The organism is Methanogenium cariaci JCM 10550, assembly GCF_001315945.1.
GTDB classification, from domain to species: domain Archaea; phylum Halobacteriota; class Methanomicrobia; order Methanomicrobiales; family Methanomicrobiaceae; genus Methanogenium; species Methanogenium cariaci.
Map to the genome: position 1 here is coordinate 57987 of NZ_BBBG01000001.1, position 15176 is coordinate 73162.

Here is a 15176-nt window from a genome sequence, read left to right on the forward strand (position 1 = left end):
GGGAGGATCCAAAAATCCCCCCCCTTCCCTTTTCCTTTCGATCAGGCATGGTGAATCCGGGTCACTTTTTCAGAATCTCTCCGTCCTGGATCGCATAGACATGGTCGGCTATTCCCAAAAGAGAGGGCCGATGGGAAATAAGAATGGATGTCCGGGACGTGGAGAGGTTCTTGAGAACCGGAATGATGGCCTGCTCGGTCTGTTCATCCAGTGCGGAGGTGGGTTCGTCCATGATGAGGATCGGGACGTCCTTCAGAAACGCCCGTGCGATGGCGATCCGCTGCCTTTGGCCCACGGACAGCTGGGCACCCCCCCGTTCGCCGACCACGGTCTCATACCCCCCCTCGCTGAGTGCCAGAATCTCATCATGAATCTGTGCCTTTCGGGTCGCCGCAATCACCTCCGCATCGCTGGCGCCCGGCCTGCTGTAGAGGATATTTTCCCGGACCGTGGTGTTGAACAAAAAGAGATCCTGGGATACCACCGAGATCTGCTCCCTGAGCCATGTCGTGTTCAGGGTGGCAATGTCTTTCCCGTCAAGCAGAATCGTTCCTTCATCCGGACGGTAGAAACGCAGAATAAGGCTGGTCAGGGTGGTCTTTCCCGCACCCGTTCTCCCGGAAAAGGCACTGATCTCCCCCCGCGCTGCAGATCGAGGGAGACCTGGGAGAGCACCGGTGTCTTCTCCTGATAGGAAAAGGAGACGTCAGAAAACGATATCGCTCCGTCCATGCGCTCAGGAACGATTCCTGTGGTATCGTCTGTTTCGGGTGCGAGCCGGAACAGCTCCTGAATCCGTTCGGCCGAGGTGAACGCCGGCTGCAGGAGGATGGGGGGGAAGGATAGGAGTGAGTTCATCGCTCCTGCGAAGGTGGCGATATAGGCGGTGTAGGCCACAAAATCCCCCCCCACCGTCATGCCACCGGAAAGCACCGCGTTTCCCCCGAACCAGAGGACGGCGAGCATGATCAGGGACTGCGTGCCGAACCTGACCTGCTGGGAGAGGGTGTTCAGCATCGTATTTCTGATGCGGGTCTCGATGGCCGCAGAAAGAGACGATGAAAAGCGCTGGTATTCCCGACGTTCCGCGGTGTGCACCTTGACACTCTCGATGCCTGCGATGATCTCCTGCAAGTCCTTTGCGATGTCGGCCTGACGTTCCCGCTCCTCGTAGGTCATTGCCCGGATGTATTTTGCAAAAAAGAAATTCCCCACCAGAAAGAGGGGGGGGCCAGCAGGATCACAAGCAGGGTCAGCCGGGCGTGAGGGCGAAGAGAATGCCGACCGACATGATGATATAGGTGATATTCGAGAGCATCTGGGGGGGAGGAACCGGGAAAACACATACTCCAGCATATGCACGTCCCCCCCGGTCAGGCGCGACATGATATAGCCGGTCTGGTGGGAACGAAAATAGGTGATTGGAAACTGCAGCACATGACCGAAGAGATCGGTCTGGAGATGAAAGGTATAGGCCTCCCGGAACCGGACGGTCACATAACTGCTGAAGACCTGAAAGACGACGGTGAGGATGCCCAGCAGGATGACCACGATAATGAACGCAGTCAGCGAAAAAAAGATCCCTGAGATCGGTTCGACGGCCCATGTGGGAAGGAAGGTGGTCAGTTCCTCAATGGCTTCCGCAGGGTCTTTGCCCAGAAAGATATAGTCAATAAGAACCTTTGTCGTCAGGGGGGGATAGAGCACTTTAACTGCACTGAGCAGTATGCTGAAGAGAATGCAGAGGAGGCCCAGTTTCATGACCGGGCGCAGGTATTTCAGAAAGAACGCGAGATCCCTGGATTCGAGATGAACGGCCTCTCTCCGGGGGGGAAGGCAAAAAAGGCTGCGGACAAACCGGCATGCAGCCCCCGCCCGTTCCCGTAGCTTCATGCGATACCCCCCCGGTCTGCTGGTGACCCATGCGAGGAGAAACCCGTCATCGCCGCAGCAGGTGTTCCCGTTTGATGATATAGATGCCCAGCAGTCCAAAGGTAAGCACGATATAGATCGGCATCATATTCCGGAAAATCACGCAGACCGGCCACTTGTCCGTCCAGGGAACTTCGTATCGCGGGTCAAGCTCTTCTGCACGCAGAAAACATGTCTCTGCCTCCTGTGTCCTACCCAGATGGGAGAGGGACTTGCCTTTGTAGTACCATGCCCGGCATAGGCGGGATCGACCTCAAGGGCCCGGTCAAAATGGGGGAGTGCCCGTTCGTCTTCCCCCCCATATAGGAGATGATGTATCCCGAGACGTAATAGCTCCAGTTCGTATGTAGATAGGTATCGGAAGCCTCATCGATCATCCGGACAGCAGCATCGGTCCTGCCGTCCTCGTACAACTCCAGTGCCCTCTGGATCTCTGACAGAAAGCGCTCCTCATCAAGTTCGTCTGAAGCACTCGCGTTTCCGCAGCAGAACAGGCATATGATCAGAAACACACCGAAATATTGGTGTACGACCGGCGAGTCCGTCACGAGATCTCCTCTGTTGCAACTCCCTTTGTCCGGGCCTCTTTCATGCAAATACCCTGAGGATAGAATCGTGGTCTTTATATATAATGACTCCTGCAATTTTCTGCATAAAATACGTATTTGTCGACTGGTTCTGACAATTAAATCTGATAGGAAATCGATTCTCAAAAAATGGCATTAATTGCTGTTAAATATCATTTTATGGTCTTGAATGGGACGAAATGGCTGCGCTTGTCTCTTCCTCGTGATCACCGTTCTGTGCCGGTCGGTGCAACAGGGGAATACGATACATGCGGTGCGGTAAAAAAGAAAAGGTTATTAGTGTTATTCTCTTCGTGAGAGAACAAAGGCACCGAGAGCTACCAGTCCGAAGATTCCTGCAACCGGGAAGGGGGGGCTCTGGGTCGGTTCGGTCGGCATTGCGGTCACCGGCATCATCACAAGGTCAGCGGTGAGTGGAACAATTTCGCCTGCTGCCGGGTGCGGGGTGAGCTTTCCGGTGTAGGTGGTGTATCCGGGCTTCTCCACGGTGTAGGTGGAGTAGGGGGGGTGCCGGTTACATAGATATCAACGGTAAGGCTGCCGTCTTCACCGGTTATGCTTGAAGTCCTTGTCAAAGGTGACGTTTGCACCGGGGGGGACGTTGGTTGTGATCTTGTAATATCCCTGGTCGCCGCCGATGAGCTGTGGCTCCATGGTTGCGGAGAGCTGAACGATCTCACCTTTTGCCGGGTACTCGGTTATTTTGCCGGTGTAGGTCTCATATCCCTGCTTTTCCACGGTGTAGGTGGTGTAGGGGGTGCCGGTTACATAGACATCGACGGTGAGGCTGCCGTCCTCGCCGGTTGTACCCTTGACGTCCTTGTCGAAGATGACCGTCGCCCCCCCGTCAATACCTGCATTTACCTGATAATATCCAATGTCGCCGCCGACTGTCCCTGTCATGGCAGCCGCCATTGAAACAAGAAATGCGGCGGAAAAAAGAATTGCTAATGTTTTACGCATCATAACAGAATATTCTCCTATCAATGCATTTATTCTTGGTGGTTCCGGGCCGCCCGGAAGTATTGGTTTTCCCTCCTTTGTCCGTTACCGCAGCTCCAGAAGGTAGGGGGGGAGTATCATGGCGACGGCGCAGAGAATGAAGAGATGGTTGATTCTCACATCATTGGTTTTGAGTCTGAGGTCTACCACTGATACGCTGATAATCCCGGTGAAAAATCCTGCGACATGGGCCGGTCCGTTCACGAGATTCCCGTCAGGGGGGGTAGTGAGTGCTCCTGCGGAAAGCCCGTAGGCCAGTACAAGCACGACGACAGCCATGATCAAAAACAACACCACGATATCTCCGGGCGGATACGGACCTGATGATCTGTCTTTGGACGGCGGGGGGTGTGGATGTCGGGCATCATCCAGCATACGAATACATAGAGTCCGAGGGCAGCATAGGCATAGGCAATCGCAGAGAATCCCTGGGAATACAGTCCCTGCCCCCCCAGGGTTGCCGAGAGGTGCAGGGTCACGGCAGACGTGATCACGGGAACAGCGACAAGGATGATCACGGATGCAGCATGCAGCAGTTTTGGATTGGTGCAGAAGACGAAGATCATCATCAGGGCGAGCAGGTAGAGCCCGATATTGTTCGCGAGATGGCTGATCTCCGAGTGGGTGTATGAACTCAGTATGACGGCCGGTCCGGGTGGTGCCGTGGTATCCAGGATGAAGTATGCGTATTTTCTTTCCGGAGAGAGGCATCCGATCCCGATCAGTATGAGGGGGATGACGGCAGCATACATGAGCCAGGCTGCGGGTGTCCACGATTTTAGGTTGCGCGGAATTGTTTTCGTCTTTGATTGCAGGAGCAGGATAATTTTCTGTCTGAGTGATGACTCCATCGGCACCGTCTGCAGTGCACCCGGATCGATGTAGAGGCATTTCACTGTTGTGGCGGTATCTGCAGGATTTTCTTCCCGGTTATCTGATTTTTCTCCCGGAATCCGGTCTGTGCACCCAACCTGGATACGGGGGGGGTGCCTATTCTCTTCACTCCGTTGTTCTCTTTTCTCTTTTCTGCTGCACCATGCAGGCGAAGATAAAGAATTCTGCCCCCCCGAGGACGATCTGCACCCCTCCCATGATCGCAAAGGAGATGAGATACATACCCGCCGGGGGGGAGAAGGCGGGTGCACCAACGCTGAGAAATGCGGTGATGTTCAGAACCTGGATAAGCCCTCCAACGGCCGCCGCACAGAAGAGTGTGGCAGTCACGGTCAGAATGCCTGCATATGGTTGGTAATCATTCTGCTCTGCAAGAATGAAGACGGGTGCGAGGATGACAAGCGGCCCCGAGACAATGAAAAACAGCATGCCAAAGGGTGTGGCAACCCCGGTTCCGGAGACCGTTCCCGTTGCAGCAAAGATGACGGCCCCTGCGATGGCACAGCCGAGGGAGATACCTGCCTTTGCCCATCCCCCCGCAGGGATGCGGGAGAACACAACATAGAGGAGAGTACCGATGAATGCCATTGTCAGACCCTGCATGAACACCGGAAAGACGAGGGTGAACAGAAGGGATGAGGCAGAGATCATGAGAGAATGGTCAGTATCGCATCACTTCAGTCTTTTGGCCGAAAAAAAGGACTGCTCAGGGGTGTCTTCCCAGGAAGTAGACACCCACGCAGATGACACAGATGGATATCGCCATTGCAAGCATGTCATAGGAGGTGGTAAACTCCATCGAAAGAATCCGCTGGAAGAAACTCACGATGAGAACCATGATGATGACCTTCACGATCTTGTTTTTGAGGTCATCGAGATTTTTCACCTCAAGGATATTGCCGAACTCTCCCTCCTCATGGGCGATATCGATCTTGGAGATGAAGAGTTCATAGATGCCGAAGGTGAAGATCAACAGTACGAGGGCGATCAGGTAGAAGTCAATCGCGCCGATGATGGCAATCAGGATCTCTTCGTGGCTGGCGTGGGCGTCGGATGCGAAGATAAAACCGATGAGCGTGTTATAGATTTCAAGTGAACCTGACACAAAGAGTACAATGGCCGAGAGTGCCCCGAAGAGGACACCCAGAAGCACGATATACCGGATGCTCCAGAGGCTTTTTTCAAATTTTTCTTCAATCGGGTGCTGTTTTTTCCCGTCGGTCTGTCGGGGGGGTACATCCGTGTTTTTCATTATGGGAAACCTCTTTTGGGTAGTGGAGATGCCGGGCCTGCTCTGTTGTGCAGGTGTTGCCCGGCTTTTCGTATCTCCTGTCGCATATACTTGGTGGGTATTGTACAAATATCCTCTCGGTTGAAAGTGGCAGGCCGCCTTATGAAGATGAATGGTACCTGTTTCTTCCGGCCGCAGGTATGCCGCATCGGCCCGCGCCGTTACCGGGCGACTGCCGGGAAAAATGTCCGGGGGGGAAATACGGATCTGGTGATGGAAATAGGTGCCCATTTACCGTATCCAGGTCCATATGGGCTGTATTATTCTAATCCATTGTCATTGCATCAAAATAGGATACAATGCGAATCTCTATTATCTCATACACCATTTATTCATCTGAGTTTATCTCATGAACGACAGAAACAATTACCGGGGGCGGTAGCCGTGGTCAGGATAGCGGACGTTCCTATGGCGGTCCCCGAGAAATGCACAAAGCAACCTGCGCAGACTGTGGTAAGGAATGTGAAGTTCCGTTCAAGCCTACTGAGGGCAGACCTGTGTACTGCAACGACTGCTTCCCAAAGCACAGAAAACCCAGATACTAATCATTTAATTAGTATCATTTTTTCTCTTTCATTTTACCGGAGCTCCGGCTCTGCATTTTCCTGCCCTGTTCCGGGTGGTGGATGTTCTCTCATTCATATGCTACAAACGGATCTCTGCTGTTCTCCTTCCTGCCTGTGCAAGCCAGAGAAAGGAAGATATTTTCTCTGTATAGGTGAGAACAGACGAGTGCTGTTGTGTATGACCGATGATCTGAAGCAGAAGGTACAGACGAAATGCCGGGAGATGGAAGTCCCTCTCTTTGGCATCGCCGATGTCTGCCGGTGGGAAGATTCCCTTTTAAATCCCGACATGCCGGAGGCATTCTATCCCCGTTCCATCTGGCCTGAAGCACAGTCTGTGCTTGTTATCGGCTCCCCCCCGTGCACCTCCCTGTTCTCGAAACTTCGCCTTCCATCTGGTACCGTGAGGAGTACCGGACGATCAACAGTCTCCTTGACCAGTATACCTACCGGCTGGCAGAGTTCCTCAACGGGCAGGGTCACCCGTCCGTCTCGGTGCCCCCCCGCGACGGCTATGGACATGTGAGTCTACTGGTAAAAAACCCGGTTGCCTTCTTCTCGCACCGGCATGCGGCGTATCTGGCGGGGCTGGGGGAACTTCGGGGTCAATAATATGCTGCTCACCCCCCCGCAATTCGGTCCGCGTGTCCGGTTTGGTGCTGTTCTCACCACCGCAGCGCTGCCAGCCGACCCGGTGATGGAGGGGCAGCTCTGCACCCGGTGCATGGAGTGCGTGACGCAGTGCCCGGTGCAGGCGCTCAATGAATATGATTATCCGGACGGTCTGACCGAAAAGGTGACCTGCGCCGGCTACAGCCAGACGCTTGGGAAGCACTATCGGGCCCCCCCCTGCGGTGTCTGCATCAAGGTCTGCCCGGTAGGTGAGGACCGGATGCGCTACCATAGGGAAGATCCCGGAATATACCACAACCGGGCTGGTGCAGAAAAATACCACCGGGCCTGGGAGCATGTCCGACGGTATGGTGTGAAGTGACCGTGGGCGGGTTCTTACTCCGGTTCGTTTAAAGAAACCAATATTGCAAATCCGGTGTAAATGATAATCCATAGAGAGCATCCCCTGTTCTGTTCTCTCCCGTGCTTCCAGGTGTTATACAATATGAAATTCGCAACGCTCACTGAAACGGAAACTGCTGGAAAAACCGTACTCCTGCGTGTCGATTTTAATTCCCCTATTGATCCTGCCTCAAATATCATTCTCGATGATAAACGGTTTCGGGAACATGCCCCGACGGTGCAGGCGCTGGGTGATGCAAAGTGTGTGGTCCTCACCCACCAGTCCCGGCCGCAGAAGAAGGACTTTACCACGCTGGAGGCCCATGCCGCACGGCTGGAACGTCTCATCGGCCGCCCGGTCACCTATGTGGATGATATCTTCGGGCGCTGTGCCCGCGAGGCAGTGGCAGATATGGTGGCAGGCGATGTTTTGATGCTCGAAAACGTCCGGTTCAATGCCGAAGAGAACCTGAAGATGTCGGGAGAGGACGCACTCGGAACCCATCTGGTGCGCCACCTCTCTGAGATGGGCAGCCTCTATGTGAACGATGCGTTCGGCACCGCCCACCGGTCGCAGCGACCATCGTCGGCCTGCCGCGGGCGATGCCTGCGGTGGCCGGACTCCTGATGGAAAAGGAAATTGCCACCCTCTCACGGGTCTTCTCCGGGGGGGCACCGAAACCGGTGACCTTTGTCCTCGGCGGCACCAAGGTGATGATTCCCTGGATGTGGCGGCAAACGTCCTTTCCGGCGGCATCGCTGATCAGGTGATTGCCGTTGGTGTGGTCGCCAATGTCTTCTTTAAGGCGCAGGGGGGGATCAGCATCGGGTCGCCCTCCGAAGACCTTCTCCGGAAGCTCGGATACCTCTCCGAGGTGGAGAAGGCCCGGGAGATTCTCGCTGCATACGGGGGGGACCGGGTCATTCTGCCGGAGACCGTCGCGGTTCGTAACGGCGACTCACGGGAGGAGTGTCCGGTGACGGTCATCCCCGACCTTCCGGTCCTCGATTGCGGCCTTGACTCCATCGGTCCCCTGACCGACATCATCCGTGAATCGGGCACGGTAGTCTTAAACGGCCCTGCCGGTGTCTTTGAAGATCCCCCCCTCTTTGCCATCGGCACGAATGAAATCCTGCAGGCCGCCTCGGCCGCAGAGTTCTCGGTGGTGGGCGGCGGTCACACGGCGGCCGTTATCGAATCGATGGGCATCGACCAGAAATTCTCCCACATATCCACCGGCGGCGGTGCCTGCATCCAGTTTTTAACCGGGAGAACCCTTCCCGCCGTAGAGGCCCTTGCGGTTTCACGCACCCGTTTCTGGTAAGCTCCTTCCCTTTTCTGCATACATCGGTCCGGTGCATCATGACAAAAAACGTGAAGGGTGAGACAAAGAACCTGCTCTGTGAAACCGCAGGGGGGGGATCGGATATACGGTGACGGGACGAGTATTGTGGCCGTCCTGCCGCCGGGGCGGACGGTGCTCTCCACATCGTGGCTGAACGGGGGTTACCGGGAAGACATCCATATGGTCTTCAACCATCACCTTTCTGAGCAGGCCTGCCGGTCGGATACGCTGGAAGGCGGAAGCATTGACGCATACCTGCGCCTCACCGCGTCCCGTCTCGGCTTTGACCCCGACCGCTCGACCGGGATGCTCACGAAGGCGGATATGTGCAACGCCGCTGTTGCCAGTCATACCTTCCGGGCACTCACGGTAACGGCAATTGTCACCGGTGGCATCGAGGGTAACGGCGGGCGGGCCGGTGACCCGGCCTCGTTTTACGAAGAGAACGGTGACTTCGGTGACCCCCCCGGAGGCACGATCAATACTATGCTTTTCATCGGTGCCTCTCTCCCGCCGGAGACCATGGCCCGGGTGGTGATGACGGCCACAGAGGCGAAGGCCACTGTGCTCCAGGAACTGATGGCACCGTCCTGCTACTCAACGGGCATCGCCACCGGGTCGGGGGGGACGGATATGATCACGGTCATCAGTGATCCCTCACATCCGCTCGTCCTCACCAATGCCGGGAAACACGCAGCACTGGGAGAACTCATCGCCCGGTGTGTCAGGGAGGCAACCCGAAACGCCCTGGCCCGGCAGACCGATCTCTGCCCTGAGAGCCAGCAGAATATGCTGGTCCGGCTCGGTAGGTTTGGGATCGGAGAAGATGAGTTTTGGGAAGCAGCCGCTGCCCTTCCCGGTGAGCACCACCGGGAAATGTTCCTTGCGGCACTCCGGGGAGTGGTCAGCAGACCCGGTTCTTGTTGCGGCCACCGCCTCTGTTCTGCATATCACCGATGAGGTGACGTGGGGGGGACTGCTGCCCGCTGATGCCGGGAAACGGGCGGCCCATGCGATGATGGCGAGTATCCCTGCTGTTCTCGGGGGGGTGGATCTTCCGATGTTTCCCCCGGATATCTTTACCGACGATCAGACGATACCTGAAGACTGGGTTTGGTTTGTTGCCTTCTGCATCGAAAATCGTGCTTGGCGCTGTTGAATGCCGGACGATACCGGATGGATGGGTTCGTTTTGTCGCCCGCTACATCGGGCCACAATGGTGATATGGCAAGTATCCAACGCCTCCTCGTCTCTGGATGGAGCGTGGGGACACAGAAATGGGATTTTAGATTGCCAGTGACAAACAATTATGTCCAGCCAGATTAGCAATGGATGGGCAGGCTTAATTATCTAGTATTCTCTCGTGAGTAAAAACTAATTACATATAAATTAATGCATAAAAGTTGTATCTCTTTATATGTCAAATGATGTCATAGACACTTATAGTTATCAGGGTTGGCTTAATTCGGATAGTTTTTGGAAACGGGCATTTGGTATTTTCGGCTATTATTTGGCTGCTTCATTAGTTCTCTATCTTGTATTACTGATACTGTTCGTAATATTTGCAGTAATTTCCGTATTTGTATTCGGTATGGCAAGCACATTCTAGATTGTGCTTGTCACCTATTTTTGAAATGCGGATGGGAGCCAGACCTGGGTGGGTGGTGGTGTCCAATGCAGGGAGCTATTGTCGGCAGCGTTCATTGTGGAGATTGTTGAGGAACATGCCGGTTATGTTTGTTGGTATGGGGGGGGTTTGTACTCTCTAAATAAATTGCCTGTATGAAGGTGGGGGGGGTGGAGGGTTCCGATGATGATCAGATGAATGGAGATCGGGAGCATTGTAATACGTATGGATATTTTCTAACCATTGGTTGATATGATTGGTAAATATAATATCAGCACTGAAACGATGGAACAGAATTTGAAGGCGGAGATTTATCTGCGTTTTTCCAGTATTTTATCAGGAAAATTGAGGAATTATCTTAATGGGATCCTATCATTTACCTGTCTCTCAATTCTTGTATCAGAGAAACTGTTCCATTATTGCAGGACAGGCTGTTTTGATCGTGAGGATTTAATTCGTCTTTGAACAGTTGCCATGTTCGGTTTATTGAGTTGCCTTCGTGAGGTTATAGAGAATATGTTTGTTCTAGGTCCCCCCCTTGCTTTGATACGATATTTTTCATCCAGTCTCTCTACAAATTCTCTTTTAAGAACAGAAAATGCTGTTCCGACGTAATTTCTATAATAATAGCAATGGTCATCAAATTTGGAATGCATTTTCTGTCTGTATTTTTCGGGATGGATCTTTCCCTTCCTATTTATGAGAGGTATTACCTAATTTTCACCAAATTTGTCCCTGATCTGGCAATTATTTCTCTTGGAATCGTATCCTTTATCCATAACATAGCACTCAGATTTTCTGATCCTCTGAGTCTGCCTGAGCAGTGAAAAATAAAAAAGATTTGATTTGTTTTAGGCTGTGCCTGCACTATCATAGAGGTTGCTGATGTACCTGAACATGAAGATATTTAGGAATGGTATGGATGCAAGCAATATAATCCAGCCAAGGATTGGGATTAACAACAGAATACCCACAATGAAACCTATGATCCACATCGCAATAATAAGCACAACGAGTGAAATGAAGTAGTTGCCCCCCCAGCCGATCTCTCCGATCTTATCCTTGATTTCACCGAATGCAAACGCCTCACCGAACTTCTCCATCCGTGCAAACCGGACAACGCCAATATAGGCAAACAGTGCACAGAGGATGGAGACAATGAATGTGATCGGGATCCCGATGAACATGCCTGCCACTCCTGCCATGCCTAATGCATCAGAGCCGGATATCAATGCGAGTAATGCCCCCGCCGAAGAAGATCATGGCAACAATGATCACAGGAATCATCCATATTAACCATATTATAAAATACAACAGTCCATCAATGAAAAGCTGTCCATAGTCTTCCAGTTCCGGTGCCGGTTCTGTGCTCCGCAGCACCCGTATGATGTAGCCTCCTTGGATAAAGCTCAAAATCGGAAGGCTACAAATCATCAGAATTATCCACTTTACCCATTTTCCAACAAGTGCTTCCTTTGCATACGCAAAGGATTCGCCAAGATTATCTCCAATTCCCATAATTTATCACCTTATTTCAGGGTATGTAGCACTCTCGCATGAAAATATATAATATTATGGCAAAATGGGAGTGATCCCGACATAAACAGAAATATAAATGATCCTTTCGTCTGGGAATGGGCAGACTGTTCCGTTCTGCGACGACTGTTGTATTGTATCAGGCTGTGGTGCCGTCCGGGTGTGCGGTACTGCCGTTCCGGGATCACCTGCTGTCTGTCATCCCGGATGATGGTGTGTATGAAAAAAGTTAGAGATCCTCTCATTCCTGAGAAGAGAGGGTATTCAGAGATGCTGCCGCCTCTTTGTAGCGTCCGACAGCCATGTATGCAGCAGCCAGACGGGAGTGTGAGGCCTCATCCGCCGGGTTTGCTTTGACTGCCTCCTCAAAGCAGGGGATCGCCTGCTCGTACCGGCCGGTCTCGGCAAGCGCCCGTCCTTTCCCGTACCACACCGCCGCGGTCTCTCCCTGGAGGACAGTGAGCTGGTCGAACGCCTTTCCTGCCTCCGGGTATTTCCCTGCGGTCATGAGGACAGACCCGAGCGCTGCCCAGTAGGTAGCGTTTTTCCGGTCTGCCTCAATTGCTGACTGGATGGCGGTGATCGCCTCGTCAATTCTCCCCCCCATGCGTTCATAGAGCACTCCTGTCATAAAGCGGGCATAGGCCGAGTTCGGTTCCGTATCCCTGAATGCCTCTGCTGCTGAGAGAGCACCTTTCAGGTCTCCTGCTGCAAGGGCTGCCTCGCTGAGGAGATACTTTGGTTCTGCCTGGTCCGGTTCTGCTACCGTCACCTCTGAAAAGACTGCGGCAGCGCCTGCATAGTCCCCCGGCATGCATCATCATGCTGCCAAGGTGCATTTGCATCAGAACATTCTCTTTGCCGGATGAGAGGGTGGTCCGGTAGGCATGAACCGCCTCTTCGTAGTGGCCGAGCCGTTCCAGGGCAGACGCCCGGTACTCCCATGCCTGACGGTTCGAGGGACTGATTGCAGTGATCTTTTCGGTCACATTCGCAACCTCTGCATACTCGCCGGTGACAAGGAGGCAGGCTGCAAGAGAGAGCCAGCTGTCGGTATCATGGGTGTTGACGGCCAGCACCTCACGGTATGCTGCTGCGGCGTCTGCGAACCGGCCCGCCTTCTCGTAGGCACGGGCACGGAGTGTGCGTGCGGTATTGTCTTCGGGGGGGACAATCCTGAGATAGGTTGAAAATCCGTCCGCTGCCTCCGCTGCCCGATCAATTGCAAGCAGTGCGGCTGCCCGTTCCCTGAGGGTTGGTGCGTGATCCGGTTTCAGGCTGAGCACCGTATCGAAGGACTGTAGTGCCTCGTCGGTGTTCCCGAGGGCAAGGCTGACTCTCCCGGCTTCGTAGTGCACCGCCGGGTCTGAGGGCCGGGTCTTTGCAGCAGATATGAGACATTTTTCCGCGTCTTCCATCTTTCCTTTGCGCAGATAGGTCTGTCCGAGGGCAATCCAGGCATCCGTATTTTCCTGGTTGCGTTCAAGGGACCGCTGGAAGAAGAATATTGCCTCATCATACTTTCCTAACGATGCAAGGGACTCACCGAGCCGCAGGGATGCTCCTGCCCGTCCCGGTTCGGCCTCAACGACCTGAACATACACTCCGGCTGCCTCCTCCAGTTCGCCTGCCTTCTCTAAGAGGGATGCCTTCCGGGCAAGCAGGCTCATATCAGCAGGTGCAATCGCACGTGCTTCTTCGATGACTTTCAGTGCCTCACGGTATCTGCCTAAATATTCCAGGGCAGAAGCCATCTGGCGCTTGATCTCCAGATCCGAGTTATTCTTTGCATCAACCGATTCAAGCTATCGAGAGCCGCTTCGTACTGTCCCATCTCAAGGAGGGAGCTGCCCTTCAACGTGAGGATACCCGTATCATTCGGGTGTTCTTCCAGCATACGGTCAAACACGGCAAGGGCCTTTTCGTGCTCACCGGATGTCTGGTAGATGATGCCCAGTTTTCTGCATGCATTCTGGTCGGTGAATCCCGCCTGAATGGCCGTGGAATAATATGCGGCGGCCCGTTCGGTGTTCCCGGTGTGCAGACAGGCATCACCCAGAAGGATGACGGATGACCAGTCATCTGCTTCAGCAGTGGTCACATGGCTGAGTACCTCAATTGCCCGTGTATAGTCGCCGATCTGCATGAGTGCCTCACCTTTCCGGCGCCAGATATTGAGGTCTCCCCCCCGATCCGCATCGATGAGATGTGAATACAGGGCGAGTGCCTCACGTTCACGCCCGAGATGTACGAGTGCATCTGCCTGTAGTGCCGTAAGGGCATTTCTCCGGACATCAATGTCCATCGGCCGGGCAGTCTTATTCCGTTTATCACTGGAAAAGAGGCTGAGTTCAGCTTCTGTGCTGATCCATGAGACTGCTTTGTCACTGCCGCTGTCCGTGACCTTTCCCAGGCATTTATATGCCTCGTCATACTGGCCCAGGCCGGACAGGCAGATGCCACGGTGATACCAGGCCAGGCTGTTCGTCTGGTCGACGCGGAGCATTGCCTCATAACAGTCCGCAGCCCGCCGGTACTCGCCGATGTGCTCCAGGGAGGCACCCATCAGATACCAGGCCTGCACATCCTCCGGGTTCTTCTTCACCACGATATCGAGCGACTGCGCACATTCACGATAGTCCCCTTTCCAGAAGAGGGAGGTGGCCCGGTAGTATCCGGCGCCGGGTTCTCCGGCATGGCCATTGCAACCCTCCGGTATGCCTCAGCTGCCTCTCCAAACCGCCCCAGGGATTCACAGAGTGCTGCAAACCGCATCGCAACGGCAACCGAATCTTCGTTCAGTTCGAGCACCCGTGCATAGGTATCTGCCGCCTCTTTTCGCATGCCCGCCCGTTCCTGGGCATCACCGATGAGGGTGAGCAGTTCAGCATTATCCGGACTGAACTTCAACACCTGGATGAGATAGGTGAGCGCGTCTGTTGTGTTGCCCGCCCGCAGGTGCAGCCGTGCCGCCCGCTCGCGGAGGACCCGGTCACCCGTTTCGAGTGAGAGTGCCTTCTCGGCGGCAGCTGCTGCATCGGCGTATCGGGCAAGACGTTCAAGACAGTCGGTCTTTCTGAGCCATCCGTTCAGTGCATCAGGGCGTTGGGCGGTGACGATGTCGTAGCACTTCAGCGCCTCCGTATAACTGCCGGTGCGTATCAGGGCCTCACCAAATGCCTCCCATCCGGTGATGTCATCCGGATTCTTCTCCACACAGGCCCGGAATTCCCGGGCAGCCTGTAGTGGTTCCCCAAGGTAAAAGAACGCCTCACCCCGGAGGTGGTGGGTTACTGTATCGTCGGATATTTCAAGGGCTTTCCCCAGATCCCGGGCTGCCTCTTCATATCTGCCTGATTGAAGTGATTTTTCCCTTTTTCA

The 15176-nt window shown here is 54.1% G+C and carries 20 protein-coding genes and 1 pseudogene; 6 read left to right on the plus strand and 15 right to left on the minus strand.

The features are described from left to right. Positions 1 to 61 precede the first annotated feature (61 nt). The 9 genes from JCM10550_RS00375 to JCM10550_RS00415 all read right to left on the minus strand — a co-directional run bounded on the left by JCM10550_RS00375 (position 62) and on the right by JCM10550_RS00415 (position 5937). The gene (locus tag JCM10550_RS00375) at positions 62 to 592 is read right to left on the minus strand and encodes an ATP-binding cassette domain-containing protein (protein WP_245618616.1); all 531 of its coding nucleotides are present in this window, start codon (positions 590 to 592) and stop codon (positions 62 to 64) included. Then, on the minus strand, positions 589 to 1992 hold the full coding sequence (locus JCM10550_RS00380) for an ABC transporter ATP-binding protein (RefSeq protein WP_157199779.1): 1404 nt from the start codon (positions 1990 to 1992) through the stop codon (positions 589 to 591). The genes JCM10550_RS00375 and JCM10550_RS00380 overlap by 4 nt, the downstream gene beginning before the upstream one ends. A gap of 131 nt (positions 1993 to 2123) precedes the next feature. Continuing rightward, positions 2124 to 2480 carry a hypothetical protein gene (locus JCM10550_RS00385; protein WP_062396216.1) on the minus strand — a complete coding sequence of 119 codons (357 nt, stop codon included), beginning with the start codon at positions 2478 to 2480 and terminating at the stop codon, positions 2124 to 2126. Between the two features lie 321 nt (positions 2481 to 2801). Next, complete coding sequence (locus JCM10550_RS00390; protein ID WP_062396218.1) at positions 2802 to 3005, minus strand: hypothetical protein; 204 nt, start codon at positions 3003 to 3005, stop codon at positions 2802 to 2804. A gap of 60 nt (positions 3006 to 3065) precedes the next feature. Next, the gene (locus JCM10550_RS00395) at positions 3066 to 3485 is read right to left on the minus strand and encodes a hypothetical protein (protein WP_157199780.1); all 420 of its coding nucleotides are present in this window, start codon (positions 3483 to 3485) and stop codon (positions 3066 to 3068) included. Between the two features lie 81 nt (positions 3486 to 3566). Further along, complete coding sequence (locus JCM10550_RS00400) at positions 3567 to 3800, minus strand: hypothetical protein (RefSeq protein ID WP_062396222.1); 234 nt, start codon at positions 3798 to 3800, stop codon at positions 3567 to 3569. Between the two features lie 2 nt (positions 3801 to 3802). After that, positions 3803 to 4417 carry a hypothetical protein gene (locus JCM10550_RS00405; RefSeq protein WP_062396223.1) on the minus strand — a complete coding sequence of 205 codons (615 nt, stop codon included), beginning with the start codon at positions 4415 to 4417 and terminating at the stop codon, positions 3803 to 3805. A 103-nt stretch (positions 4418 to 4520) separates the two neighbouring features. Next, positions 4521 to 5066, minus strand: a complete 546-nt coding sequence (locus JCM10550_RS00410) for a hypothetical protein (protein WP_062396225.1) — start codon at positions 5064 to 5066, stop codon at positions 4521 to 4523. A 55-nt stretch (positions 5067 to 5121) separates the two neighbouring features. Next, entirely contained in the window at positions 5122 to 5937 is an 816-nt protein-coding gene (locus JCM10550_RS00415) for a YqhA family protein (protein WP_245618546.1), read from the minus strand. 194 nt (positions 5938 to 6131) lie between these two features. On the opposite strand from JCM10550_RS00415, the gene JCM10550_RS16550 reads away from it, so the two are divergent. The 6 genes and pseudogenes from JCM10550_RS16550 to JCM10550_RS00435 all read left to right on the plus strand — a co-directional run bounded on the left by JCM10550_RS16550 (position 6132) and on the right by JCM10550_RS00435 (position 9791). Then, positions 6132 to 6251, plus strand: a complete 120-nt coding sequence (locus tag JCM10550_RS16550) for a CxxC-x17-CxxC domain-containing protein (RefSeq protein ID WP_083475187.1) — start codon at positions 6132 to 6134, stop codon at positions 6249 to 6251. Between the two features lie 199 nt (positions 6252 to 6450). Next, positions 6451 to 6798, plus strand: coding sequence for a hypothetical protein (locus JCM10550_RS21140; protein WP_245618547.1), 348 nt, complete (start codon positions 6451 to 6453; stop codon positions 6796 to 6798). 21 nt (positions 6799 to 6819) lie between these two features. Then, on the plus strand, positions 6820 to 7266 hold the full coding sequence (locus JCM10550_RS21145; protein WP_245618548.1) for a 4Fe-4S binding protein: 447 nt from the start codon (positions 6820 to 6822) through the stop codon (positions 7264 to 7266). Positions 7267 to 7389: 123 nt separating this feature from the next. Then, a pseudogene (locus JCM10550_RS00425) lies at positions 7390 to 8611 on the plus strand (phosphoglycerate kinase). Between the two features lie 78 nt (positions 8612 to 8689). Continuing rightward, a complete protein-coding gene (locus tag JCM10550_RS00430) occupies positions 8690 to 9592 on the plus strand; it encodes an adenosylcobinamide amidohydrolase (protein ID WP_172673715.1) in 903 nt (300 codons plus the stop codon). Position 9593: 1 nt separating this feature from the next. Beyond that, entirely contained in the window at positions 9594 to 9791 is a 198-nt protein-coding gene (locus tag JCM10550_RS00435; RefSeq protein WP_062396228.1) for a hypothetical protein, read from the plus strand. Between the two features lie 1319 nt (positions 9792 to 11110). Here JCM10550_RS00435 and JCM10550_RS17800 read toward each other — a convergent pair. From JCM10550_RS17800 to JCM10550_RS00470, 6 genes are all read right to left on the minus strand, one after another. Further along, complete coding sequence (locus JCM10550_RS17800) at positions 11111 to 11491, minus strand: DUF4013 domain-containing protein (RefSeq protein ID WP_281175191.1); 381 nt, start codon at positions 11489 to 11491, stop codon at positions 11111 to 11113. After that, complete coding sequence (locus JCM10550_RS24010) at positions 11475 to 11777, minus strand: DUF4013 domain-containing protein (RefSeq protein ID WP_062396234.1); 303 nt, start codon at positions 11775 to 11777, stop codon at positions 11475 to 11477. The genes JCM10550_RS17800 and JCM10550_RS24010 overlap by 17 nt, the downstream gene beginning before the upstream one ends. 259 nt (positions 11778 to 12036) lie before the next feature. Next, positions 12037 to 12495 carry a tetratricopeptide repeat protein gene (locus JCM10550_RS00455; protein ID WP_245618617.1) on the minus strand — a complete coding sequence of 153 codons (459 nt, stop codon included), beginning with the start codon at positions 12493 to 12495 and terminating at the stop codon, positions 12037 to 12039. Continuing rightward, entirely contained in the window at positions 12407 to 13549 is a 1143-nt protein-coding gene (locus tag JCM10550_RS00460; protein WP_062396237.1) for a tetratricopeptide repeat protein, read from the minus strand. The genes JCM10550_RS00455 and JCM10550_RS00460 overlap by 89 nt, the downstream gene beginning before the upstream one ends. After that, a complete protein-coding gene (locus JCM10550_RS00465) occupies positions 13525 to 14400 on the minus strand; it encodes a lipopolysaccharide assembly protein LapB (protein WP_157199781.1) in 876 nt (291 codons plus the stop codon). The genes JCM10550_RS00460 and JCM10550_RS00465 overlap by 25 nt, the downstream gene beginning before the upstream one ends. Further along, positions 14397 to 15011, minus strand: a complete 615-nt coding sequence (locus tag JCM10550_RS00470; RefSeq protein ID WP_062396241.1) for a lipopolysaccharide assembly protein LapB — start codon at positions 15009 to 15011, stop codon at positions 14397 to 14399. The genes JCM10550_RS00465 and JCM10550_RS00470 overlap by 4 nt, the downstream gene beginning before the upstream one ends. Positions 15012 to 15176: the final 165 nt, after the last annotated feature.

Bases quoted from the DNA above. Each gene is read 5' to 3' on its own strand.
- JCM10550_RS00395 (WP_157199780.1), bottom strand. From the start codon at position 3,485: ATGATGCGTAAAACATTAGCAATTCTTTTTTCCGCCGCATTTCTTGTT.
- JCM10550_RS00400 (WP_062396222.1), bottom strand. From the start codon at position 3,800: ATGGCTGTCGTCGTGCTTGTACTGGCCTACGGGCTTTCCGCAGGAGCA.
- JCM10550_RS00410 (WP_062396225.1), bottom strand. From the start codon at position 5,066: ATGATCTCTGCCTCATCCCTTCTGTTCACCCTCGTCTTTCCGGTGTTC.
- JCM10550_RS00415 (WP_245618546.1), bottom strand. From the start codon at position 5,937: ATGGGCACCTATTTCCATCACCAGATCCGTATTTCCCCCCCGGACATT.
- JCM10550_RS16550 (WP_083475187.1), top strand. From the start codon at position 6,132: ATGCACAAAGCAACCTGCGCAGACTGTGGTAAGGAATGTGAAGTTCCG.
- JCM10550_RS21140 (WP_245618547.1), top strand. From the start codon at position 6,451: ATGACCGATGATCTGAAGCAGAAGGTACAGACGAAATGCCGGGAGATG.
- JCM10550_RS24010 (WP_062396234.1), bottom strand. From the start codon at position 11,777: ATGGGAATTGGAGATAATCTTGGCGAATCCTTTGCGTATGCAAAGGAA.
- JCM10550_RS00460 (WP_062396237.1), bottom strand. From the start codon at position 13,549: ATGGCTTCTGCCCTGGAATATTTAGGCAGATACCGTGAGGCACTGAAA.